20 protein-coding genes are annotated in these 22,094 nt (G+C 63.8%); 9 read left to right on the top strand and 11 right to left on the bottom strand.

The annotated features are described in order from the left end of the window. Window positions 1–6 precede the first annotated feature (6 nt). From M2427_RS06810 to M2427_RS06780, 7 genes are all read right to left on the bottom strand, one after another. A complete protein-coding gene (locus M2427_RS06810; RefSeq protein ID WP_280705442.1) occupies window positions 7–3,081 on the bottom strand; it encodes a patatin-like phospholipase family protein in 3,075 nt (1,024 codons plus the stop codon). A gap of 132 nt (window positions 3,082–3,213) precedes the next feature. Next, entirely contained in the window at window positions 3,214–3,477 is a 264-nt protein-coding gene (locus tag M2427_RS06805; RefSeq protein WP_280705441.1) for an HGGxSTG domain-containing protein, read from the bottom strand. Next, a complete protein-coding gene (locus M2427_RS06800; protein WP_280705440.1) occupies window positions 3,474–4,070 on the bottom strand; it encodes a hypothetical protein in 597 nt (198 codons plus the stop codon). Before M2427_RS06800 ends, M2427_RS06805 begins: the two co-directional genes overlap by 4 nt. A gap of 340 nt (window positions 4,071–4,410) precedes the next feature. After that, a complete protein-coding gene (locus M2427_RS06795; protein ID WP_280705439.1) occupies window positions 4,411–5,361 on the bottom strand; it encodes a lytic transglycosylase domain-containing protein in 951 nt (316 codons plus the stop codon). Between the two features lie 190 nt (window positions 5,362–5,551). Then, entirely contained in the window at window positions 5,552–5,827 is a 276-nt protein-coding gene (locus tag M2427_RS06790; RefSeq protein WP_280705438.1) for a hypothetical protein, read from the bottom strand. 79 nt (window positions 5,828–5,906) lie between these two features. Continuing rightward, the gene (locus M2427_RS06785) at window positions 5,907–6,764 is read right to left on the bottom strand and encodes a VOC family protein (RefSeq protein WP_280705437.1); all 858 of its coding nucleotides are present in this window, start codon (window positions 6,762–6,764) and stop codon (window positions 5,907–5,909) included. A gap of 146 nt (window positions 6,765–6,910) precedes the next feature. Continuing rightward, a complete protein-coding gene (locus M2427_RS06780; RefSeq protein ID WP_280705436.1) occupies window positions 6,911–8,104 on the bottom strand; it encodes a urate hydroxylase PuuD in 1,194 nt (397 codons plus the stop codon). A gap of 203 nt (window positions 8,105–8,307) precedes the next feature. Between M2427_RS06780 and M2427_RS06775 the strand changes: the two genes are divergently transcribed. After that, window positions 8,308–9,612: a sorbosone dehydrogenase family protein gene (locus M2427_RS06775; protein ID WP_280705608.1), complete on the top strand. Its 1,305-nt coding sequence runs from the start codon at window positions 8,308–8,310 to the stop codon at window positions 9,610–9,612. 44 nt (window positions 9,613–9,656) lie between these two features. On the opposite strand, the gene M2427_RS06770 is transcribed toward M2427_RS06775, so the two are convergent. The 3 genes from M2427_RS06770 to M2427_RS06760 are packed head-to-tail and all read right to left on the bottom strand — an operon-like array spanning window position 9,657 to window position 11,840. Continuing rightward, window positions 9,657–10,457 (bottom strand): SDR family NAD(P)-dependent oxidoreductase, encoded by an 801-nt coding sequence (locus M2427_RS06770; RefSeq protein WP_280705435.1) that lies wholly within the window; start codon window positions 10,455–10,457, stop codon window positions 9,657–9,659. 1 nt (window position 10,458) lies between these two features. Further along, complete coding sequence (locus tag M2427_RS06765; protein WP_280705434.1) at window positions 10,459–11,013, bottom strand: carboxymuconolactone decarboxylase family protein; 555 nt, start codon at window positions 11,011–11,013, stop codon at window positions 10,459–10,461. A 14-nt stretch (window positions 11,014–11,027) separates the two neighbouring features. Continuing rightward, window positions 11,028–11,840 (bottom strand): SDR family oxidoreductase, encoded by an 813-nt coding sequence (locus M2427_RS06760; protein WP_280705433.1) that lies wholly within the window; start codon window positions 11,838–11,840, stop codon window positions 11,028–11,030. Between the two features lie 234 nt (window positions 11,841–12,074). On the opposite strand from M2427_RS06760, the gene M2427_RS06755 reads away from it, so the two are divergent. The 4 genes from M2427_RS06755 to cyoD are packed head-to-tail and all read left to right on the top strand — an operon-like array spanning window position 12,075 to window position 15,925. Next, a complete protein-coding gene (locus tag M2427_RS06755) occupies window positions 12,075–12,908 on the top strand; it encodes a cytochrome ubiquinol oxidase subunit II (protein ID WP_280705432.1) in 834 nt (277 codons plus the stop codon). Beyond that, entirely contained in the window at window positions 12,898–14,898 is a 2,001-nt protein-coding gene (cyoB, locus tag M2427_RS06750; protein WP_280705431.1) for a cytochrome o ubiquinol oxidase subunit I, read from the top strand. Before M2427_RS06755 ends, cyoB begins: the two co-directional genes overlap by 11 nt. After that, on the top strand, window positions 14,898–15,539 hold the full coding sequence (locus M2427_RS06745) for a cytochrome (ubi)quinol oxidase subunit III (protein ID WP_280705430.1): 642 nt from the start codon (window positions 14,898–14,900) through the stop codon (window positions 15,537–15,539). Before cyoB ends, M2427_RS06745 begins: the two co-directional genes overlap by 1 nt. Continuing rightward, window positions 15,536–15,925 (top strand): cytochrome o ubiquinol oxidase subunit IV, encoded by a 390-nt coding sequence (gene cyoD, locus M2427_RS06740; protein ID WP_280705428.1) that lies wholly within the window; start codon window positions 15,536–15,538, stop codon window positions 15,923–15,925. Before M2427_RS06745 ends, cyoD begins: the two co-directional genes overlap by 4 nt. A 215-nt stretch (window positions 15,926–16,140) precedes the next feature. Here the strand turns inward: cyoD and M2427_RS06735 are convergent, their stop codons facing one another. Continuing rightward, window positions 16,141–16,929 (bottom strand): thermonuclease family protein, encoded by a 789-nt coding sequence (locus M2427_RS06735; protein ID WP_280705426.1) that lies wholly within the window; start codon window positions 16,927–16,929, stop codon window positions 16,141–16,143. Between the two features lie 198 nt (window positions 16,930–17,127). Between M2427_RS06735 and M2427_RS06730 the strand changes: the two genes are divergently transcribed. The 4 genes from M2427_RS06730 (at window position 17,128) to M2427_RS06715 (ending at window position 22,092) form a co-directional block, all read left to right on the top strand. After that, the gene (locus tag M2427_RS06730) at window positions 17,128–18,729 is read left to right on the top strand and encodes a GMC family oxidoreductase (RefSeq protein ID WP_280705424.1); all 1,602 of its coding nucleotides are present in this window, start codon (window positions 17,128–17,130) and stop codon (window positions 18,727–18,729) included. Between the two features lie 7 nt (window positions 18,730–18,736). Further along, the gene (locus M2427_RS06725) at window positions 18,737–19,186 is read left to right on the top strand and encodes a hypothetical protein (protein ID WP_280705423.1); all 450 of its coding nucleotides are present in this window, start codon (window positions 18,737–18,739) and stop codon (window positions 19,184–19,186) included. A gap of 103 nt (window positions 19,187–19,289) precedes the next feature. Then, window positions 19,290–20,309, top strand: a complete 1,020-nt coding sequence (locus tag M2427_RS06720; protein WP_280705422.1) for a trypsin-like peptidase domain-containing protein — start codon at window positions 19,290–19,292, stop codon at window positions 20,307–20,309. A gap of 58 nt (window positions 20,310–20,367) precedes the next feature. Continuing rightward, on the top strand, window positions 20,368–22,092 hold the full coding sequence (locus M2427_RS06715) for an FAD-dependent oxidoreductase (RefSeq protein WP_280705421.1): 1,725 nt from the start codon (window positions 20,368–20,370) through the stop codon (window positions 22,090–22,092). The last annotated feature ends 2 nt before the right edge of the window (window positions 22,093–22,094 follow it).

Here is a 22,094-nt window from a genome sequence, read left to right as displayed (position 1 = left end):
TGCACTTCACTTCCCAGCACTTGTTGAGTGTGGAAGGGACGATTCTGTTATCCCGGCAGTACGACAACAGGTGCGTTTGGCTTCGTCTGGCTCCAGTTCTTTCTTCAACTTCTCCTTGAGCTTCTCCACGATCGAAAGGAACGTGGGGAGCGGTCCGCTCGTCGCGTCGTCCGAAACTCCCTCTACGGATTTGAACGCGCGGTCAGCGATCTCGTAACCGAGTGCGCGGTAGCTCTCGAATTGCGATTCCGAGAAAAACTGGTTCAGCGTCGATTCGTGCGGGAAGGTCTTGTGGGCGATTGCATAGCTGAGGACCCCCATGGGCTCGGTGCCGTGCAGGCCGGACTTGAAATACAGCAGCAGGCCGTCCTGCGATTGGCCGCCATCGGCATCGCTATAGAGAATATCGCCGACCGCCCAGTACGGCGCTTGCTCAGCCGGGGTCGGGCGTTCCTTGAAGCGCTTCTTCAGGAGGTCGAGGCCGTGCAGGTCGATCCGCACGCCGAGATCGATCCATATCTTGCGGAGCGCATTTCCGAGGTCGTCGAAGGAGTAGTCGGGATCGCAGCCGGCGTCGCTGACCACGATCACGCGGCAGCGCCGGCGAACCATTTCGTAGAGACCGAGATTTTCAAAATGCCCGCCGTCGGTCAGGTAGACCCAGCGCTCGGTCTCGCTGGTCAGACCGAACATCTCCATGAAGAACGGCCGGAGCGCGAACCGCGGCTTGGTCCTTGCGTAGTCGGTATTGTCGCCGCGCGGGTTGGCCAGCCACCAGCCGAGGCGCACGTTGAACAGCGCCATCAGGAAGGCGACGCCTGGCGATGAATTGTAACCCATGCTCGGGCTGACGGCAGCGCCCGAGATCGCCATGGCGGTCCCGACCGTCAGGCCAAGCGGCGGTCCGCCGTAAGGATGCGGCTGCGTGGCCGTGGCATAGGTCGTGCGATACGCGCCATCGGAAAATACCGCGCTGCCGCTGCCGCAATGCAGAGGCGAGAACGTGAACGGCGCTGCCATCCGTTCCTGCCATGCCAGGTTCTTGGATGACACGAGGTTGAGCGCCGCGTTGATGACGTGGAACGGCTTCCAATGCGCGCCTCGCGGTTGAACGTCGTGCTCCCACAGCTCGTGCAGATACGGGCTGTCGCTGCTGTCGAAATCGGTAAAGGCATTCTTGGTCTTGTCGCGGTCTCTCTCGCGGCGTGAAGCTCCCAGGAAGGCGCGCACCAGGCGATTCCGGTAAATGCTATGGAGCGAGTAGCGGTTGATGCTGAGCACGAGGGAGGCTGCGGTGATCAGCAGCACGAGCAAGACTCCGGCCCAGAGCACGATGTCCCAGGGCATATGATCGGCGCCGGCTTCGAACGCGCTGAAAGCCGTGTCCCAGCCGATGGACAGCAGAGCGACCAGGGAGGCTGCGAAAATGGCGGCTGCGATCGCTGCGATCGTGTTGAGGCTGAGATATTGACGAAGGCCCGACACCTGTTCGGCGGCGGCCTTGGTCTTTGAGCTCGCGCCCAGGACGACGGAAATCAGTCCGGAAAGTCCTCCGCCGGCCGCCAGCGAGGGGACGGATGCGGCGCCAAGATGGCTCTTGATCAATTCTGCGGCAGGCGGTGCGCCGAGCACGAGTCCGAACCACAGCAGCCAGCCGATATAGGCCAGGGTGAAGAAGCCGCTCGAGCGCGCCTGGAATTCGAGGCCCACGTCGACCTCGGACAGGAATTCGGCAAACGAGATATAGATGACGTCGGCGACGATGCGCGCCAGCACGATCCAGGGCAGCCCGAGCACGCAGGCAAAGCGCGCTGCCGCGGCGTCGGCGCCCGGTGGGCTGTAATACCAGAGCAAGGCGAGTCCTGTCGCGCTCAGCAGGCCAAAAGCCGCGCCGGCGACGCACCAGGCGAAAAGATCGATCCATGGATGTTTGGGACGGTTCGCGAGCGATTGCTGGGCCGACCTTCCAAAAACAAACGGCCACGCGCGCGCCAGCACCCAGGACAAGAAGAAGAACAAAACGCCAAGGATAGCCCCGCGCATGACCACGTGGACGTAGAATTGAGCTCCTTTGTCCTGCGTGCCGAATTTGAATCCGAGGGTATCGGTCACCCTCGTAAGGGTCGACAGGCCGTATTCGCTTTGCAGCACGAAAACCAGCAAGGCCGCCCCGATGAGGAAGGGGGCGAGATCGCAAAGGAGGAACCGCGGCTGCGGCACATTGATGCATCCGCGCGCGGGACGGTTCGCGGCGGAGAATGACAGGGACATCAGGAAGCAGAGGGTCGGTACGATCATCAGACCCAGAAACCAGCCCGACGTATTATCGGTTGTGATCTTGTGGGCGTCGATGACGGCAAAGGAGAGTGCTTTGGTGACGAGCACCGCAAGGATCATCGGCGGGACGAGCAGGACCCAGTTCAGAAACAGGTTGCGCAGGACGCCCGCAACATCACTCCATAGGTCGGGAGAGATCGACGAGAAGCTTGGAGCAAGGAAGTGGGAGTTGCGCCGGAGGTTGGAAACCGGCTCTGCTTCCTCGTGATCCCTGACTTGACCGACGGTGCACCGCTCGTTGAGTGCCGAAACCACGGGATTCGGGGCACCTGCCTTGCGCTCCCGGCAGAGCCAGGCGGACAGCCAGCTGCCGATATAACCACCTCCAGATACGGTCGACAGATACTCGAACTGTGTCAGAGCCGAGCCGGCTTCCTCGCCTGGGCGTTTTGACGCGAGCCTCAGCGCCGCAATTCTCTGCAGGATGCCGAGCGCGAACGACGCGCTACGGATCCCGCCGCCGGACAGGCACAGAGCCCAGCGATCGTCGGCGTTCAGTGCCCGGTAGACTTTCAGGAGATCGTCGGGGACCGCGGCGGTCGGCGGCGGGATTTTGGGCGGTGGGTTGGTGATGAGATAAGCCGCTTTCGACGAGGTCGTGGGTGTCGGCTTTGGCAGGTCTGACTGCTTCGGCGGCTCTGGTTGCTTTGGCGAGCCGTTGCCGTTTCGCTCGAACTCCAGAGCTGCGCCTGCGAGCGCGCGTCGCTCCTCCCAAAGCACCTGTGAAAGGTTCAATGCCTCCATGACACCCTCCGCCTGTTTCACCGAGACCGGCCCAAGCTAGCGAGACCAGCCGAGGCGGCCGTGTGAAATAGTTCACACGCTCGCGCAAATTGTGGTGGAGTCGGGGGAGGGGCAGTAAGGCTCAGTGGCTGATCACGTCATCTTCTCCAGCAGCTCTTGCGCCTGCTCGAGCAAAAGTCCCACCTGCCTCCGTTCGGCGATGGCCGCTTGCGTGAACAGGCCGTGCTTGCGCGCATTCCGGTTTCCCTTCGGCGCGCCCGATCGCCGGGCCCCGCCATGCATGCGGCAGCGAACCTTGCCGCGCAGGGCCGGTGCCCGGCAGGGCGCGCCGCTGCGCGTGGTGGCGCCGCATCGCTGGCTCGCCTGCATCGCCCCGGTGTTGCGGACGTGGCTCATGCGGTGACGGCGTCCACCAGGCCCGGCTGGGCGGCGATCAGGCCCGCATGCTGCGTGAAGTGGCCCACGACGGCCTTGCCGCCGTCCTGCACCGACAGATTTTGCACCGTGATCGCGCAGGCGCCATTGCTGCGGTGACGGTTCAGGGCCTCCATCTGCGCCGAGAAGGTGCGCGACAGCCGGGTCAGCGCGCGCGTCAGGCTCTCCTGCTGCGTCACGTCGTCGGTGCAGGCGAGGCGGCAGGCGCAGCGCATCGAGGCGACGTGGATGCTCAGCATCTGCGCCGCCAGCATGGCTTCGAGCGAGTCCCTGGGCGCGATGCTTTTCAGCGTCGAGACCATGAACGAGAAATTGCCCTGGTCCGGCCTGCGCCCAACCGCGCTCGCTTTCATCAGCTGGCTCAACAGGCCATGCAGCGCGTCGCTGTCGGCGGCGCCGAGCGCTTCGGCGAGCAGGGTCTCGCCGGCTTTCTTGTCAGGATGGACGATCACGACGCCCTTGCGGCGGAGTTTTACTTTTGGGCTTGCGATGATCGCGGCGTGATCGCCGGCCGCGATGGGCATTGTTTCGGTGCTGGTCAGGGATGTCATCATGCGATGTGTCCTTTGCCGGCGAAGGCGCGCGAGTTCGCTCCGCGCCTGCCGTGCGGTGGTTGAGATGTCTTGATGTCGATGAGAAGTATGTCGATGAGGAGTTTTCGCGGAGCCAGGTCGAGGGCGCCCGCCTTAAGCGCGGGATGCCGACGGCCTTTGCGATGATGCCATTATGCCGCTGTTTTGCCCGACGGGTCAAACGGAATTTCGGACATTCCGTAGTCGTCCCCGCGCAAGTCCTTGATCCGGCTGGCGCCGGCTACTGTGCATGGGGTTGTTTTCGTTCAAAATATCAGGCGATGGGATCAGCCGGTGGCCGACCACGAGAAGCCCGTCCGAGTTAGCTGGAGGTTCGCTCGCGCGATGCGAGGTGGATGGCGCGCCCCTTCGCCCCCTTCGCGCGCGCTGCGATCATGCTGCGGGCCTTGCCATGGCTGTTCTTGTGGAGCAGGGCCACGAGGCGCTTGCGGGTGCGGTTTGCTGCGAGCCGCGCCGCCAGCTGCTCGGCCTTGCGGATGATGGAGGCGGTCGACGGCGTGAGGTTCGCGGGCACCCAGGCGACGTCCCTGGTCTTGGACAGGCTGCCGACACCTTCGCAGGGCGCTTCGCGCGGCAGGTCGATGCGGATCGCGAGCGCTTCCGAGCGCTCGATCCAGTCTTCGGCTTTGGTGCCGGTGATGATGCGGACATAATCGCGCGTCTCGCGCGGCAGCTCGCTCTCCCTGGCAAGCCATTTCTGGATCCGACCGGGGCCCGCGTTGTAGGCGGCCGCGGCGAGGCCGAGATTGCCGAAATCATCGCGAAGCTTGCGCAGGAACTTTGCAGAGGCCGGCAGCGCCTTGATGGGATCGAAGGGATCGTCGAGACCGACTTCGGCGGCGGTCTCCGGCATGAACTGCGCGACGCCTTGCGCGCCGGCCTGGCTGACCTCGTTGGATTTGAAGCGGCTCTCCTGCCAGAGCAGGCGGGCGAAGAACGGCACGGGAATGCCGCTCTCTTCGGCCGCTTCCTTGAGGGCACGGCAGAATTGCTCAGTCGGTGAGGGCGGCCCCTGCACGGTCGTTTCGACCGCACGCGCCGGTTCGATCGTCTCCTCGTAGGACGCGCGCGCATTGGCAAGCTCAATGGCCTGCACGCTTGCGAGGAACAATTCAACGAGGGGGACGAATGAGGGGCCGCGATCGGTCTTGGGCGCGGCCTCGTCGACAGAAGAGGTCTGCCATGTCGGCTCCGAGCTGACGTCGCACATCAGAATCAGGAACGCAGCGCAAGCCGCGACGAGAAATCGCATCTCGGTTGGAGTCCTCGAACTGTGGGGGAACGACCAGCGCGCGCCGGTGACAAGGACTTCTTAACCGCAATTGCGGCGAAGCTGCGATTCCGCGATAGGGCAGGTGTTAGTACGGGAGTCCAATAAGAGAACAAGCACCGTCAGTCCCGCGGATCTACGGGCAAATGTGACGTGCGAACGGTCTCGGCGCTTACGCTTTGGGAAAGTCCTTGCGCATCGCGATCTCGGCGGCATCGCCGGGCGACAGCACGGCGTGGTCGAAGGCTGCTTGCGGCTTCGTCATGATGTCGTAGAGCGAGATGCCTTTGATGGGCTTGCCCATCAGCTCGCGGACGCAGTCGGCGAGCGTGCCGTTGTAAACCAGATACGGCGGACCGCGATCCTTCTGTCGCTCGCCCTTCAGCGACGGCCACTTCTTCAGCTCGGCCGGAGCGTCATATGCGATCGGCGATCCTTCTTTGAACATGCGCGTGGCCTCGGGCGGCTTGGACTGCCGGGAATCCTAGGGCCATCAGGTAAACGCGCGTTAAAGAAGTGGTTCAAAGTCAGCCGGCAATGAAGGCGAGCAGCGTGCCGTTGGCCTTGGCCGGCGGCACGACGATCGCAGCTCCACTGCGGACAGCCGCCGCGCCGAGGGCCTGTTCGGTTGCTGCGAGATCGCCGCTGACGAGCACCAGTGCCGCGCCGCCGCGCTCGGAGAGACCCGCGAGCGGCACGCCTGGATAGCGTTTGCCGAGCTGGTCCAGCGTCAGATAGACGAAGTCCGCGCGGTCACCGCCCGATGTCACTGTCACGGCGCCGTCGGCTTCTGCCTTCGGTTCACGATCGATCAGGCGAGCAAGATGCGCGGCGTCCTTCGCAGGCTCGGGCGTCGCGATCAGGGCTTCCCTGATCCGCTTCGCCGCATTGGCGTGCCTCATCAGTTCGGGGATCCACACCGTCTCGCGGGTCTTGTGCTGACAGGCGAAGATGCGCACGCCGCCGGGCGCTTCCGCGGTCGGCCACATGAAGGTGCGGAATTTAGCCGCCGAGACGGTGCCATCAGGCAGCGTCACCGGCCGCTCGAAATCGGTCGGGCCGATCGGCGTGAAGCCGCGCGCGCGAATTTCCTCGGCGCCTTCAGTTGAATCGATCGCCGTGAAGGCGATACGTTCGATACCTTCGCCGTGACGCTCGACAAAGGCGCGTGCCGGCGCATTGTGCTCGGTCGCCACCAGCACGCCGAGCAGTTCCATATAATCGGGGTCGAACATGATGGTGTAGTTGCCGGTGCCCATATGCGCGCTGTGGGTGCCGCGCGGCGACAGGGTGAAGCCGAGCTTCCGATAGTTTTCGGCGGCGCTGTCGAGGTCCTTCACCATGACCACGGCGTGGTCGATACCGATGACGTTCTTGAGGGCCACTGTGATTTCCCCGGCAAAGATTGCAAACTGACATGAGACCGCAAAAGCGGCCCTCGCCCTGTCTACGCCGGATGGGCGCGCAAGTCATTTTCAAATCGGCGGGAGATCAGGAATTTCATTCCGCGAAATGCGGCGGCGCGTTGTGATCAGCGATCCTGCTCGCTGATATAGGCGGCGAGGACAGCGCGCTCCTCGCTGGTCATTTCGGTGATATTGCCCGGCGGCATCGCCGTCGACCACGCAGCCACGCGCCCGATCAGGCGGATATTGCGGTGGATGTGCTCGGGCGCGTCGAGCAAGATGCCCTTGGGCGCGGTCACGATGCCCGCCCACACCGGCTCGGCCGCGTGGCACATGCTGCAGCGGGACATCACGATCTCCTCGACATTGGCGATCGTCGGCTGTGCCGACAGCGCGCCCGTCTTCACATCCCGCGGACCGGCCGCGGAAAGGAAAAGGATCGCGATCGCGCCTGCTGCGGCGACGCCCCACACCCACCACGGCGATTTGCGCCCGGCATGACCCTCGTTGAAGAAATGGCGGATCACCGGCCCCAGCGCCAGCACGATCGCGACGATGATCCAGTTGAAGCGCGTCGCGTAGAGCAGGGGGTAGTGGTTGCTGATCATCAGCACGACCACGGGGAGCGTCAGATAGTTGTTGTGGACCGAGCGCTCCTTGCTGGTCTTGCCGAGCTTCGGATCCGGCGCCTGTCCCGCGATCAGGCTAGCCACGATCTTCTTCTGGTTCGGGATGATCACCGTGAAGACATTGGCGACCATGATGGTGCCGATCAGGGCGCCGATCTGGTTGAAGGCGCCGCGACCGCTCAGCACATGGGTGAACGCGAAGGTCAACACGACCAGGAACAGATAGCCGCCGATGGCAAAAGGCAGCTCGCGCTGTGCAAGCCCGCTGCGGCAGGCTGCCTCGTAGAGCAGCCACGCCAGCGCAAGGCTGCCGAAGCTGAACAGTCCGGCCTGGAATGGCGTGAGGTCGAGGATCGACTTGTCGACCAGGAACAGATCGGCATCGAGATAATACACCACCACCATCAGCGCGAAGCCGGACAGCCAGGTGGTGTAGGCCTCCCATTTGAACCAGGTCAGCTCGTCCGGCATTTGGGCAGGTGCCACCAGATACTTCATGATCCGGTAGAAGCCGCCGCCATGCACCTGCCAGGCTTCGCCTAGCACGCCATCTGGCAGGTCGCCCTTGGGCTTGAGGCCGAGGTCGAGGGCGATGAAATAGAACGAACTCCCGATCCAGGCGACCGCCGCGACCACGTGCAGCCAGCGCAACAGCAGGCTCGCCCATTCCGATATGATCGATCCCCACATGATCACCCCATCAATCGCGCCGCCGATGCCGCAGCTTTGATGACCGCAACCTGCGGCCGTGCCCTCATAATCTGTTGCACCGATCCGCGCCATTTTCCAGTACGATGGGTTAGATCAAATGCACATCGTGCGGGCATGAGCTGACGTGGGATGCGGCAGGTAAAGTCCGGGAGGAAGGCGACGTGAAGATCCATGTTTCGCTGATGGTGGTGCCAGCGTGGCTGATGGTCGCCTGCGCCGGCGTGCAGGCCGAATCTGTGCTGCAGGGCAAGGATGCCTATGGCAGCTGGCAGGCCGACAGGCCCGGCACCGTCAGGCTGATCCGCCCGCAGGATCTGGCCAAACCTGGCGCCTCGCCGTCGGTCTCCAATCCCACGCGCGTCACATCGCGCGGCAGCGCCACGCCGCTCGTGCCTCAGGGATTCAAGATCGAGCTGCTGGCCGACGGCCTGTCCGATCCACGCGTGCTGCGCGTCGCGCCGAATGGCGATATTTTCGTTGCCGAGACCGGGCCCGGGCGCATCCGCGTGCTGCGGCTTGGGGAGGACGCCAAGGTCGTCTCAAACGAGGTGTTTGCCAGCGGGCTCAACCGGCCCTTCGGCATCGCGTTCTTCCCGAACGGTGACAATCCGCAATGGGTCTATGTCGCCAACATCAACAACGTCGTTCGTTTCCCGTATCGCGTTGGGGACCTGAAGGCGTCGGCCAAGCCCGATGTCGTGGTGGCGAACCTGGCGCAGGGATCGGGCCATTCCACTCGCGACGTCGTGTTCACGCCTGATGGCAAGCGCATGCTGGTGTCGGTCGGCTCGGCCAGCAATGTCGCCGAAGGCATGGGGAACCCACCGGGCGGGCTCGAGGCGTGGTCGCGTACGCAGGCGCTCGGTGCGTCCTGGGGCTACGAGGCCGAGCGCGCCGTGGTGCTGTCCTTCACTCCTGAAGGCAAGGATCGCAAGCTCTATGCCACCGGCATCCGCAACTGTGTTGGCCTCGCGATCCAGCCGCAGACCGGCCTGCCCTGGTGCTCGACCAATGAGCGCGACGGCCTTGGCGACGATCTCGTGCCCGACTATGTGACCAGCGTGAAGGAGGGTGGCTTCTATGGCTGGCCGTGGTTCTACATCGGCGCAAACGAAGATCCGCGTCACGCCGATGCGCGTCCGGACCTCAAGGACAAGATCACGGTGCCCGATGTGCTGTTGCAGCCGCATTCTGCCTCGCTCGGCATGACCTTCTATCAGGGTGCGCTGTTTCCATCGGAATATCAGGGCGACGCCTTCGCCGCCGAGCACGGCTCATGGAACCGCTCGAAGCGCACCGGCTACAAGGTGATCCGTATCAGGATGAAAGACGGCAAGCCGACTGGCGAGTACGAGGATTTCGCCACGGGCTTTGTCGTCAACGACTCTCAGGTGTGGGGGCGGCCGGTGGGAATAGCGGTCGCCAAGGATGGCGCGCTGCTGATCTCGGAGGATACGGGCGGCACGATCTGGCGGGTGACGCACTGATGCAGCTTTGTCTCTTCCCGCGTGCGGGGAGAGGCGGAAAGACCTTACCCCCGCCGCACGCTCGCCCCGCCATCCACCGGCAGCGTCACACCCGTGATGAAATTCGCCTCGTCCGATGCCAGGAACAGCGCGGCGTTGGCGACGTCCCATCCCGTTCCCATCTTCTTGCGCAGCGGCACCTTGCTGTCGCGTTCGGCCTCGACTTCGGCGCGGGTCTTGTGCCACTCGCGGGCGCGGGTGTCGACGGCCATCGGCGTGTTCATCAGGCCGGGCAGGATGACGTTGGCGCGGATGCCGTATTCGGCGTTCTGGTAGGCGAGCTGCTCGGTGAAGGCGATCATGGCCGACTTCGTCGCCTTGTAGGCGACGTAAGGATAGGTCGTGATCGCCGCCATCGAGGAGATGTTGATGATGGCGCCGCTCTTCTGCGCGCGCATGATCGGGATCACTTCCTTGGCCGCCAAGATGCAGCTCTTCAGGTTGATGGCGACAACGCGATCGAAGGCTTCCTCGGTGATCGCCAGCAGCTCGGCATCGCCGCCGGCGAGGCTGACGCCGACATTGTTGTGCAGCACGTCGATGCGACCCCAGCGCGATATCCCGTCTGCGACCATCGCCTTGATGTCGGTGGATTTGGTCACATCGGCCTTGAAGGCTGCGGCCGTGCCGTGCGCCGCTGTGATCAGATCGACGGTCTCCTGCGCCGATTCCAGATGATGATCGACGCAGAGCACCTTGGCGCCCTCCCGCGCAAAGGTGAGCGCGGTGGCGCGGCCATTACCCATGCCTTCGCCGGGGCTCTGGCCGGCGCCGACGACGATCGCAACCTTGTCCTTGAGGCGCATGTCACTTCACTCCCGGGATAGGGTACTGCTGGAGTACCTCTTTGTAAGTGGGCTCATTGTCGATCTTCATGGTGGCGAGTACACGCACGACACCGCAATAGAAGGCGATGGTCAGCACAAGGTCGACCATGTGCTCGTCGGAGAGATGTGTCTTGATCTCGGCGAAGGTCACCTCCGACATCGCGAGCTCGCGCACCATCTCACGGGCGCCCTTCAGGATGGCCTTGGCGAGCGGCTCCAGCTTCGACGGTTTTCCCTCGGTCTCCGCCATCAGGCCGGCAATGTCTTCGTCGGTGACGCCGAATTCCTTGCCGATCTTCACGTGATGGGTGAATTCGTATTCCGACCGCTCCATCCAGCCGACCTGGAGGATGGCGAGCTCGCGGAGGCGCGGATCGAGCTTGCTCTTGAAGCGGATATAGCTGCCGATGCCGTTGAAGGCGCGCGCCATCTCGGGCGAGTTGACCAGCAGCTTGTGCAGATTGGTGTTGCGCTTGAGCATGTCGCGATATTCGGGCGCGACCTGGTCGGCCTCGAGATAGGGCAGGCGGGCCATTTTTCGTGTTTCCTCTAATGTTCTTGCGACTCGCGTTCGGGAGCTTGCAGTGTCACGCCGCCGTCGACCACCAGCACCTGGCCGGTGATGTAGCGGGCAAAGTTGCTGAGCAGGAATTTGACGGCATGGCCGACGTCCCAGCCGGTGCCTTCGGTCTTCAGCACGGACGCGTTGGCGCGCTGGGCGCGTGCCTGCTCGCTCATGCCGCGGGCATAGACCATCGGCGTGTACATCGGTCCCGGGCAGATGCAGTTGACGCGGATATTGTCGCGGCCGTGATCGACCGCCATCGCGCGCGTCAGGCCGATGATCGCGGCCTTCGAGGTCGTGTAGCTCGTGAGCCCACGCGGCCGCAGCGCCGAGATCGAGGAGATGTTGACGATCGCGCCGCCCCTCGCGGTCTTGATCATGGCGGGGATCGCGTGCTTCGACAGCAGGAACATGGTCTCGACATTGACCTGCATGACGCGGCGATATTGCTCGGGCGCCTCGTCGACCACGCTACCACGGCTGCCGATGCCGACATTGTTGTCGAGGAAGTCGAGCCGGCCCCAGCGATCGAGTGCGGCTTCGACCAGCGTCTTGCAATCGGTCTCGCTGGTGACATCGCCGCCATGTGCCGCAGCCGTGCCGCCTTCGGCCGCGATCATCTCGACGGTGCGTTCGGCGAGCTTGAGGTCGCGATCGGCGACCAGCACTTTGGCTCCCGCGCGGGCGAGCAAAATTGCTGCAGCGCGGCCGTTGCCGATGCCATCGCCCGCGGCGCCGCCGCCGCTGATCAGCGCAACCTTGCCGGCGAGGCCGGCATCGTCCTCAGGGCCCTGCATGTCGTTTCATCCCGATATTTTCGTGCAAACTAGCAATGGAGCGCGGAGGTGAGAAGGCCGGCCGTTGCGCGTGGATGTCATTGACATCGCATGGAATTGCATGCCGCCGGGCGGGATGGGGTGCCGGTTGAGCGGCGAGTGTTCGGAACCGTCTTCACGCAACCGCGTTTGCGGCAGGAGCATCTTTCGCGTTACGCTTTCCGGCGGGGTCTCCCAATCGCTAGTGGCTTGCCGATGAACCTGCTCGATCCACAAGGGCCGGTGGCTGCTGCCAACAGCACCATCCTGGTCGATTCCGTCTTCATCATGCTCGCGATCGTGGTCCCGACCATTGTCGCGATCCTGGCGTTTGCCTACTGGTTTCGCGCCTCCAATCCGAGGGCGCACTTCCAGCCCACCTTCGTCCATTCCGGGCGGATCGAGATCGTGGTGTGGTCGATCCCCGCGCTGACGGTGATCCTGCTTGGCGGCGTAGCCTGGATCGGCGCGCACCAGCTCGATCCCGCAGCGCCCGTGCCGGGTACCGGAAGCCCGGTGAGGATTCAGGCCGTGTCGCTCGACTGGAAATGGCTGTTTATCTATCCGGACCAGCGCATCGCGACCGTCAACACGCTGACCGTGCCGGCCGGAGCCGAGCTGAACTTCCAGCTGACATCGTCGAGCGTGATGAACACGTTCTTCATCCCGCAACTCGGCAGCATGATCTACACCATGAACGGCATGGTCACGAAGCTGAACCTGCGCGCCGACAACGAAGGCAAGCTTCAGGGCATGTCGGCGCATTTCTCCGGCGACGGATTTCCCGACATGCTGTTCGACGTCGTTGTGATCTCACCGCTCTCATTTCCGGATTGGGTGGCGAGCACGGCGAAGACTGGCGCCGTGCTCAACGAAGAGAGCTACAAGAAGCTGATGCAACAGGGCATCGAGAAGGGCAGATTGACCTTCCGCCTCGATGATCCCCGCCTGTTCGATCTGATCGCGACCCGGCACATTCCGCCGGGTCCCGGCCCAGATCTGATGTCCGACGCCAGCCGGCCGCACAGTGGAGGCCATGATGCTCGGTAAGCTCGATTGGTCGGCGATCCCGTTCGGCCAGCCGATTCCCTTGATCGCCGGCGGCGTAGTGCTGGTCGGAATTCTCGCTGTGCTGACCTGGGTCGTCGTGAAGGGGCATCTGCCCTATCTTTGGCACGAATGGATCACCAGCGTCGACCACAAGCGCATTGGCGTGATGTACATCCTGCTGGCCTCGGTGATGCTGCTGCGCGGCGGTAGCGACGCCATCATGATGCGGATCCAGCAGGCGATCGCCTATCAGTCGCAGGGCTATCTGCCGCCGGAACATTACAACCAGATCTTTTCGGCCCACGGCACCATCATGATCTTCTTCGTGGCGATGCCGTTCGTGATCGGGCTGATGAATTTGGTCGTGCCGTTGCAGCTCGGCGTGCGCGACGTCGCCTTTCCGACGCTGAATTCGGTCGGCTTCTGGCTCACCGCGACCGGCGCGCTGCTGGTCAATCTCTCGCTGGTGGTCGGCGAGTTCGCCCGCACCGGCTGGCTCGCCTTTCCACCGCTGTCGGAGCTGTCTTATTCGCCTGGGGTCGGCGTCGATTATTATGCGTGGTCCCTGCAAATCTCCGGTGTCGGCACGCTGGTCGCCGGCATCAACCTTGTTACGACCGTGCTGAAGCTGCGCACCAAGGGCATGAACTATCTGCGCATGCCGATGTTCTGCTGGACCACGCTGGCGTCGAACCTGCTGATCGTCGCGGCCTTTCCGATCCTCACCGCGACCCTCGCGATGCTGTTGCTCGATCGCTATCTCGGCTTCCACTTCTTCACCAATGAAGCCGGCGGCAACGTCATGATGTTCATGAACCTGATCTGGGCCTGGGGGCATCCCGAGGTCTATATTCTGGTGCTGCCGGCATTCGGCATCTTCTCGGAGGTGGTCTCGACCTTCTCCGGCAAGGCGTTGTTCGGCTACCGTTCCATGGTGCTGGCCACCATGGCGATTTGCGTCATCTCCTTCATGGTCTGGCTGCACCATTTCTTCACGATGGGCGCGGGGCCCGATGTCAACGCCATCTTCGGCATCGCCAGCATGATCATCGCGGTGCCGACGGGGGTGAAGATCTACAATTGGCTGTTCACGATGTATGGCGGCCGGATCCGCTTCGCGACGCCGATGCTGTGGGCGGTCGGGTTCATGGTCACCTTCATCATCGGCGGCTTGACCGGCGTGCTGGTCGCGGTGCCGCCCGCGGATTTCATGCTCCACAACAGCATGTTCCTGGTGGCGCACTTCCACAATGTGATCATCGGCGGCGTGCTGTTCGGCGCTTTCGCCGGCTTCGAATACTGGTTCCCAAAGGCGTTCGGTTTCCGCCTCGACGAGCGCTGGGGCAAGCTCGCCTTCTGGTTCACCTTCACGGGCTTCTACATCACTTTCGTGCCACTCTACGTCGCCGGCATGCTCGGCATGACGCGGCGTCTGCAGCACTATGATGTTGCCGAGTGGCGGCCGTGGATGATCGTGGCGGCGATCGGGATGGCCGTGCTGTCGATCGGCGTCATCTGCCAGATCATGCAGCTCGTGGTGAGCATCCGTAATCGCGAGGCTCTGCGAGACCGCACCGGCGATCCTTGGGACGGCCGTTCGCTGGAATGGGCGACGTCGTCGCCGCCGCCGGTGTTCAACTTTGCTTTCCATCCCGACGTAAGTGGCGAGGATGCCTATTGGGACATGAAGGTCCATGCCCGGAAGCAGGCGCTCGAGCATGCGGTGCCCGAATATCATGACATCGAGATGCCCCGGAATTCGCCGACCGGCTTTGTCTGTGCCTTCTTTGCCGCCGTCATGGGCTTTGCGCTGATCTGGCATATCTGGTGGATGGTGATCCTGGGCGCCATTGGCGCGTTCGCGACCTTCGTCGTGTTCGCCTGGCGTGACCACGACGAATACGTCATCCCGGCCGCGGAGGTCGCGGCGATCGACCGTGTCAATCTTGAGGAACGGCGCAGCCTCGTCAGCATGGCGGGGGTGGCCTGATGTCGATGACCGCGACAGCCGGCCGCGCCCATGCCGATCCTCATCAGATCGGGCTCGTCGTCGAGCACACCGGGCCCGCGTCGAAACGCATCGTGACCGCTTACGGTTTCTGGATTTTCCTGATCTCCGACATCGTGATGTTCTCCTGCTTCTTCGCGGCCTATGCGGTGCTGGTCGACCAGACCGCAGGCGGCCCCAAGGGCTCCGAGATTTTCGAGCAGCGGAATGTCGCGATCGAGACGGTCTGCCTGCTGCTGTCCAGCTTCACCTGCGGCATGGCGAGCATTGCGGCCGACGAGCGCAACCGGTTCTGGTTCTACCTCGGCATGGCCGTGACCTGCGCGCTCGGTCTGATCTTCCTCGCCATCGAGTTCCGCGAATTCGCCGATCTCGTTGCGCGCGGCTACGGCCCCTCGCGCAGCGCGTTCCTGACGTCGTTCTTCTCGCTGGTCGGATGCCACGGCCTGCATGTCTCGGCCGGCGTCTTGTGGCTCCTCACCATGATGGCCCAGGTCTTCGCCAAGGGCTTTCGCGCCGACATCATGCGGCGGATGTACTGCTTTGCGCTGTTCTGGCACGCGCTCGACATCATCTGGGTTGGAGTCTTTTCCGTCGTTTATCTGCTTGGAGGTGGCGTATGAGCGACGAGACGCACGTGTCGACCCCGCACGACCTCGCGCCGGGTGAGGAAGAGCAACATACCGTCGGTGAACGGATCCTCGGCTACGTGGTCGGCCTTGGCCTCGCGCTGCTGCTTACGGCCACCTCGTTCTTCATCGCCGGCACCAATCTGGTCTGGCAGCCGTCGATCCCCGTCGCGCTGATCGTGCTGGCGATCGCGCAGATGGGCGTGCATCTGGTGTTCTTCCTGCACATCACCACGGGGCCTGACAACACCAACAATGTGCTGGCGCTGGCCTTCGGCCTGCTGGTGGTTTTCCTGGTGGTCGGTGGCACCGTCTGGATCATGGCGCATCTCAACCAGAACATGCCGCCGATGGATCAGTTCATTCGCATGCACAGCTAGCGCGGCACAAAAAAGAAGAGCCGCTTGTGTGTGACAAGCGGCCCAAGTCTAGGGAGGAAACGCCCGAGCAGGGACAATCCGATGAGGATCGTCTGCCACGGAAACGCCCGCGCAAAGCGCTTGCGTACACATATAGGTGCAGCAACTCCCGTTTCAGTTCAATTCCGGATCATTACTGTCTCGGGCTACCACTCACGGCTGCGTGAACCAAATGTTCACTTTGGCCGACGGCAATTATAGGCCTTGCGGAAGCCCGAGGCCTGCGCGTCGTCCTCCGAGCAGAACCACCGATCCGGCTTGGTGGTGGCGGCATAGCTCGGACAGCCTCGCAGATGATAGATGCCGATATTGCCGGTGACGCGCGCGCGCACCGCGAGCTTGCCCTTGATGGCGCAGCTCGGCGGCGCGGTCAGCTCCTCCGGAAACAGCACGGCGCGAATCTCCTTGTCGCGGTCGGCGCGGCAGGCTGCGCCAAGAAGCTGGCCGTCCTTCTTGCCGGTACGGAATTCTTGCGGTGCAACAAAGCAGCCCTTCCAGATGCCTGATGACGCCGTCTTGGCCTCGGCGGCCGCCGGCTTGACGTTGGCCTTGAGGGGCTCGCGCGCGATGGCAAAGCCGAGCCTCACCAGTTGCTCGTTCAGCGTGACCTTATCGCCCTCGACGGTGCAGATCGCGCGATGCCGCTTGCCGAAGTTCTTCTCGGGACCGACATCTTCGCAGCGCACCTGCTTGCCGCCGATCAGCTTGGTGAGCTGGTCGCGGGCGTCGATGCCGCAAGTCCAGGGATCGGCGTGGTCGTCGATGCAGACCTGGTCGAGCTCAGGCGCGTCGACGCCGTCGAGCCGGTAGGTGACGTCGCCAAGCTGGATCGAATTGGCATCCCGGACCGTCGCAGCCGCGGTCAGCGCGGCGGCGGGGCTGCAGGTCCCCCCAAATCCGGACAGAGCGAGAAACAAAACAAGCGCGACAGCGCGGGCGGCGGCAAATAAATTCCTGGAGGACATCACGTCTCGCTATCGATTGCTCTTGCCCCTCGTTCCTAGCATCCGGACGTCGCGAGACCAATGGTCTGCGCTGTGCGAAGTGCGACATTCGCCCGCCAGCCTTTACTCGCCGGTCGGTCTGCCCCTATCGTTCCGGATGTAGATCGAGCCAGCAAGGCCGAATCGCCCGGGAAGCGGCGAGGGCAGGAGGACAACGTTTTGACGAAAGACCCCGTGGACGTCCTGATCATCGGCGCCGGCGCATCTGGCGCGGCGGTGGCGTGGTCGCTGGCCGAGACCAAGATGCACATCCTCTGCCTCGAGCAGGGCGGCTGGATGAACCCGGCGGAATACCCGAGCACGGGCCGCGACTGGGAGGCCAAGTTCTTCGGCGAGTGGTCATCGAGACCCAACGTTCGCGGCCGGCCCGAGGACTATCCTGTTAACGACGACAATTCGCCGATCAAGGTCGTGAACTATAATGCGGTCGGCGGCTCGACGGTGATGTACACCGCGCATTGGCCGCGGCTGCATCCCTCCGATTTCAAGGTGAAGACGCTCGACGGCGTCGCCGATGACTGGCCGATCGACTATGACGCACTGACGCCATTCTTCGAAGAGAATGACCGTATGATGGGCACGTCCGGCCTGTCAGGCGATCCGCTCTCGCCGCTGACGCATCCGCCGATGCCGCAACAGCCGATGGGATTGTCCGGCGCCATCATCGGCAAGGCCATGAACAAGCTCGGCTGGCACTGGTGGCCGTCGGACACGACGGTTGCGACCTTGGACTATGAGGGCCGTGCACGCTGCATCAATCTCGGCCATTGCACGCCGGCCTGCGCCCAAGGCGCGAAGTCCTCGACCGATATCACCTATTGGCCGCATGCGGTCCGCGCCGGCGTCGAGCTGCGGACGCATTGCCGGGTGCGCGAGATCACCACCGACGATAACGGCATGGCCTCGGGCGTAGTCTATTACGACAAGGACGGCGTCGAGCAGTTCCAGCCCGCGCATGTCGTCATCATCGCCTGCAACGGCGTTGGCACACCGCGGTTGCTGCTCAATTCGAAATCCGACCGCTTCCCGAACGGCCTTGCCAACTCATCGGGCCTCGTCGGCAAGAATTTGATGTTCCATCCCTATGCGCAGATCTACGGCTATGTGAAAGAGCCAACTGACTCGAACCGCGCGCCGCCGACCTGCCTGTGGAGCAAGGAGTGGTACGATACTGACCTCTCACGCGGCTTCGTGCGCGGCTATGGCGTTCAATTCGTGCGCGGGGCAGGGCCGGTGTTCGAGGCTGTGGTCAGCGAGCAGAAGGGTATTCTGCCATGGGGCGCCGATCATCACCGCGTGTTCCGCAAGCTCAACGGGCATCGGCTCGGTTTCTCCGCGATCTGCGAGGATCTGCCGGAGGAGCACAACCAGGTCACGCTTGATCCCGTGCTGAAGGACAGCCACGGCATTCCCGCGCCGAAGATCGACTACACGATCTCCGAGAACAGCCGGAAGATGATGGACCATGCACTCGCCCGCGGCCGCGAGGTTCTGGAAATGGCGGGCGCGACCGACATCTGTGTCAACTCGCCGATCCCCTGGGGCGGCTGGCATCTGCTCGGCACCGCGCGCATGGGCACTGATCCCAAGCGCTCCGTCGTCAATGAATGGGGCCGCACGCACGATGTGAAGAACCTCTTCATCGTCGATGGTAGCGTCTTCGTCACCTCGGGCGGTGTGAATCCGACCTCTACCATCCAGGCCCTCGCGCTCTACATCGCCGATCAGATGAAGCAGCGCCTCGCCAATTTGTTCGACTGAGGCCGTCATGTCCGCTGACAATTCGCTCACGCGCTCTCAAAGCAACAACCTCCGCACCATTGCGGCGATGATCGTACCCGCCAGCGACGAATACAAAGTTCCCGGCGCCGACGATCCCGCGATCCAGGCCGATATCCTTGCGACGCTCGGCCGCGACGCCAAATTGGTGGCGGCGGCGCTGGACCATCTCGCAGACCTGGCAGGAGCACCGCTCGCTGAGCTCGATGCCGACAGGCGCGATGCGGTGGCGCAGGAGTTTCGCAAGAACGGCGGCGCGGCGGCGGCAACGCTCGTTCGGGTCGTGCTGCAATGCTACTACCGCGATGACCGCGTGCTGCGCTCGCTCGGACTGGAGCTGCGCGCGCCATTCCCCAAGGGCTATATGCTCCCGGACGGCGACTGGTCGCTGCTCGACCCGGTCAAGGCAAGGGGCGGCAGGCTGCGGCGGGCGCCCTAGTCGCGCCCTAGCCATCTGGGCAGTCCAGCCCTTGCGCCCCGGGCAGACACCTTGCGCCTTGCGAAACAGGCCACCATCTGTGTGAGCCTCAAGGACTCTTACCATGCTGGATTTCACTTCGGACGTCGTCGATGACGCCTCGTCATCGCGAACGACAGAATGTGCCCCGGTCGATGACCGGGCTCTGCTGGACGCCTATTCCAATGCCGTGATCGACGTGACGGACCGTGTCGGTCCTGCCGTCGTGCGCGTCGAGACTGGGCCGAAAGCGCCGAACGGCCGCGAGCGCGGCGGGCTTGGCTCCGGCATCGTGATCTCGCCGGATGGGCTCGTCCTCACCAACAGCCACGTGGTCGGCTCCTCCAAGGAGATCCGGTTGCGGGACGTCGAAGGCCATGTCGGCGATGCCCGTGTGCTCGGTGTCGATCCCGACACCGACCTCGCGTTGTTGCGCGCAAATGGTGTGCGCGATCTGCCCTATGCCGCGCTCGGCAATTCCAAGACGCTGCGGCGCGGCCAGCTCGTGATCGCGATCGGCAATCCGCTCGGCTTTGAATCGACGGTGACCGCCGGCGTGGTCTCGGCGCTTGGCCGTTCGATCCGCTCGGTCAGCGGCCGCACCATCGAGGACGTGATCCAGACCGATGCGGCGCTCAATCCCGGCAATTCCGGTGGGCCGCTGTTGTCGTCGAATGCGGAGGTGATCGGCATCAACACCGCCATCATCAACGGCGCGCAAGGGATATGTTTCGCGGTCGCCAGCAACACCGCGCAGTTCGTGCTGTCGGAGATTATTCGCCACGGCTACGTCCGCCGCGCCTTCATCGGCGTCGCCGGACAGACCGCGCCGGTCCCGCGGCGGCATGCGGTGCTGGCCGGCGTCGAGAACAAGATGGGCGCGCTGCTGATGCAGATCGAGCAGGACAGTCCGGCGGCTAAGGCAGGCTTGCTGCCCGGCGACGTCGTGATCAGGCTGGACGGCGTCGACATCAACGGCGTCGATGATCTCATCCGCGTGCTCGACCGCGACCGGATCGGCCGCAGGCTAGCCATGGACGTGCTGCGGCGTGGCCAGCTGAGAGCCTTCGATATCGATCCGATCGAGCGGAAGCCGCAGCGCTAGCTGCGGGACGGCAGGCGGGGTATGACGGTGTCATGCCTCGCCTCGGGACCCCTGCCGCATGATGCCGGCGCATGAGACCTACGACGTCATTGTCATCGGCGCCGGTGCCGGCGGCATGGCGGCGGCCGCTGTGGCCGCCGCCGAAGGCCTGCGCGTGCTGGTGATCGAGAAGACCGCCTTTGTCGGCGGCACCACGGCGTGGTCCGGCGGCCTGGTCTGGATTCCCGCGAATGCCAAGATGAAAGAGGCGGGGCTTTCGGACAGCATCACGGATGCTGTCCGATATCTGTCGAGCACGGTGCCTGAGCCTGCCAATGCGGGCTTGCGTGCGGCCTTTCTCACGCGCGGGCCAGAAGCGGTTGCCTATCTCGAAGCCAACACCGAAGTTCGTCTCCAGCCGGTGAAAGCCTGTCCAGATCATTATCCGGAGCGGCTCGGTGCGACATCAGGCGGGCGCGTGCTGGAGCCGGTTGCGTTCGACGGCACCCGGCTGGGCGCGCATTTCGCGCGATTGCGCGCGCCGCTGCCGGAGTTCACGCTGTTCGGCGGGATGATGGTCAATCGTCTCGACATCCCGCATCTGCGCCGGATCGGAAAATCGCTGCGTTCGACAATACGCGCGACGCGGCTCGTTTCCGAATATGCGCTGCAGCGGTTGCGCAGCCCGCGCGGCACGACGCTGCATCTCGGCAATGCGCTCGCCGCACGGCTCTACGCTTCGCTTCTGGTACGGCAGGTCGAGATCCTCCTCAGCGCCGATGTCGAGGATTTATTGATGCAAGGGGACCGCGTCACCGGCGTGGTCATTCGCCATGGCGCACGCGACCGTTCGATTACGGCGCGACGCGGAGTGGTGCTCGCGACCGGTGGCTTTTCTCACGATGCGACCTTGCGCAAGCGTTTCTTTCCGGCTGCGGCCGGATTGGTCTCGGCGACCAACACGGCCGGCACGGGCGATGGGCTTCGCCTTGCGATCGCGGGCGGCGCTGCTCTCAATGCGGACGCGACGAGCCCTGCCTACTGGGTGCCGGCCTCGCTGTTCCACCGCGCCGATGGTAGCCGCGGCGTGTTTGCGCACACTGTGACCGACCGAGCCAAGCCCGGTGTCATCGCCGTCAACGCCACGGGCCGCCGCTTCGTCAACGAGGCGCTGTCGTACCATGAGTTCGTGCTGGCTATGCTGCGCGACGGCAAGGACGAGCCGGACCGGCCGTTTTATCTGGTCTGTGATCGCCCGTTCCTGTGGAGCTATGGGTTGGGCCGGATCAAGCCGTTCACGCGCAACGTGCGCCGCTACGTGGCGAGTGGCGAGCTGATCGAGGCGTCCGACATCGTGCAGCTCGCGGCGAAGATCGGTATCAAGCCGTCCGTGCTCACGGCGACGATCGCAGGCTATAATTCAGATGCGAAGGAGGGCCGCGATTCCGAATTCGGCCGCGGCAGCACCATCTACCAGCGCCACCTCGGCGATGCAGCTCATAAGCCCAATCCTTGCGTCGCACCGATTGTCGAAGCACCGTTCTTCGCGATGCGGATCTATGCGGCGGACCTTGGCACCGCGATCGGCTTGAAGGTCGATGCGCAGGCGCGCGTGCTCCGCCAGGACGGTACACCGATTGCGGGGCTTTATGCCTGCGGCAACGACATGGGCGCGATCATGAACGGGAATTGTCCGGGGCCGGGGATCGCGCTCGGGCCGGCGCTGACGTTCGGGTATATCGCGGGGCGGCATCTGGCGGAGGGGGCGGCAGTTGCTCCGAGTGCCGCGAAGGCGGCCGTCTGAAA

This window comes from Bradyrhizobium sp. BR13661 (assembly GCF_029892425.1).
Classification (GTDB): domain Bacteria; phylum Pseudomonadota; class Alphaproteobacteria; order Rhizobiales; family Xanthobacteraceae; genus Bradyrhizobium.
This window is presented reverse-complemented; position numbering and strand designations above follow the sequence as displayed.

Coding starts and splice junctions, on each gene's coding strand:
- M2427_RS06810 (WP_280705442.1), bottom strand. CDS start 3,081: ATGGAGGCATTGAACCTTTCACAGGTGCTTTGGGAGGAGCGACGCGCG.
- M2427_RS06805 (WP_280705441.1), bottom strand. CDS start 3,477: ATGAGCCACGTCCGCAACACCGGGGCGATGCAGGCGAGCCAGCGATGC.
- M2427_RS06800 (WP_280705440.1), bottom strand. CDS start 4,070: ATGATGACATCCCTGACCAGCACCGAAACAATGCCCATCGCGGCCGGC.
- M2427_RS06795 (WP_280705439.1), bottom strand. CDS start 5,361: ATGCGATTTCTCGTCGCGGCTTGCGCTGCGTTCCTGATTCTGATGTGC.
- M2427_RS06790 (WP_280705438.1), bottom strand. CDS start 5,827: ATGTTCAAAGAAGGATCGCCGATCGCATATGACGCTCCGGCCGAGCTG.
- M2427_RS06780 (WP_280705436.1), bottom strand. CDS start 8,104: ATGTGGGGATCGATCATATCGGAATGGGCGAGCCTGCTGTTGCGCTGG.
- M2427_RS06775 (WP_280705608.1), top strand. CDS start 8,308: ATGGTGGTGCCAGCGTGGCTGATGGTCGCCTGCGCCGGCGTGCAGGCC.
- M2427_RS06770 (WP_280705435.1), bottom strand. CDS start 10,457: ATGCGCCTCAAGGACAAGGTTGCGATCGTCGTCGGCGCCGGCCAGAGC.
- M2427_RS06765 (WP_280705434.1), bottom strand. CDS start 11,013: ATGGCCCGCCTGCCCTATCTCGAGGCCGACCAGGTCGCGCCCGAATAT.
- M2427_RS06760 (WP_280705433.1), bottom strand. CDS start 11,840: ATGCAGGGCCCTGAGGACGATGCCGGCCTCGCCGGCAAGGTTGCGCTG.
- M2427_RS06755 (WP_280705432.1), top strand. CDS start 12,075: ATGAACCTGCTCGATCCACAAGGGCCGGTGGCTGCTGCCAACAGCACC.
- cyoB (WP_280705431.1), top strand. CDS start 12,898: ATGCTCGGTAAGCTCGATTGGTCGGCGATCCCGTTCGGCCAGCCGATT.
- M2427_RS06745 (WP_280705430.1), top strand. CDS start 14,898: ATGTCGATGACCGCGACAGCCGGCCGCGCCCATGCCGATCCTCATCAG.
- cyoD (WP_280705428.1), top strand. CDS start 15,536: ATGAGCGACGAGACGCACGTGTCGACCCCGCACGACCTCGCGCCGGGT.
- M2427_RS06735 (WP_280705426.1), bottom strand. CDS start 16,929: ATGTCCTCCAGGAATTTATTTGCCGCCGCCCGCGCTGTCGCGCTTGTT.
- M2427_RS06725 (WP_280705423.1), top strand. CDS start 18,737: ATGTCCGCTGACAATTCGCTCACGCGCTCTCAAAGCAACAACCTCCGC.
- M2427_RS06720 (WP_280705422.1), top strand. CDS start 19,290: ATGCTGGATTTCACTTCGGACGTCGTCGATGACGCCTCGTCATCGCGA.
- M2427_RS06715 (WP_280705421.1), top strand. CDS start 20,368: ATGATGCCGGCGCATGAGACCTACGACGTCATTGTCATCGGCGCCGGT.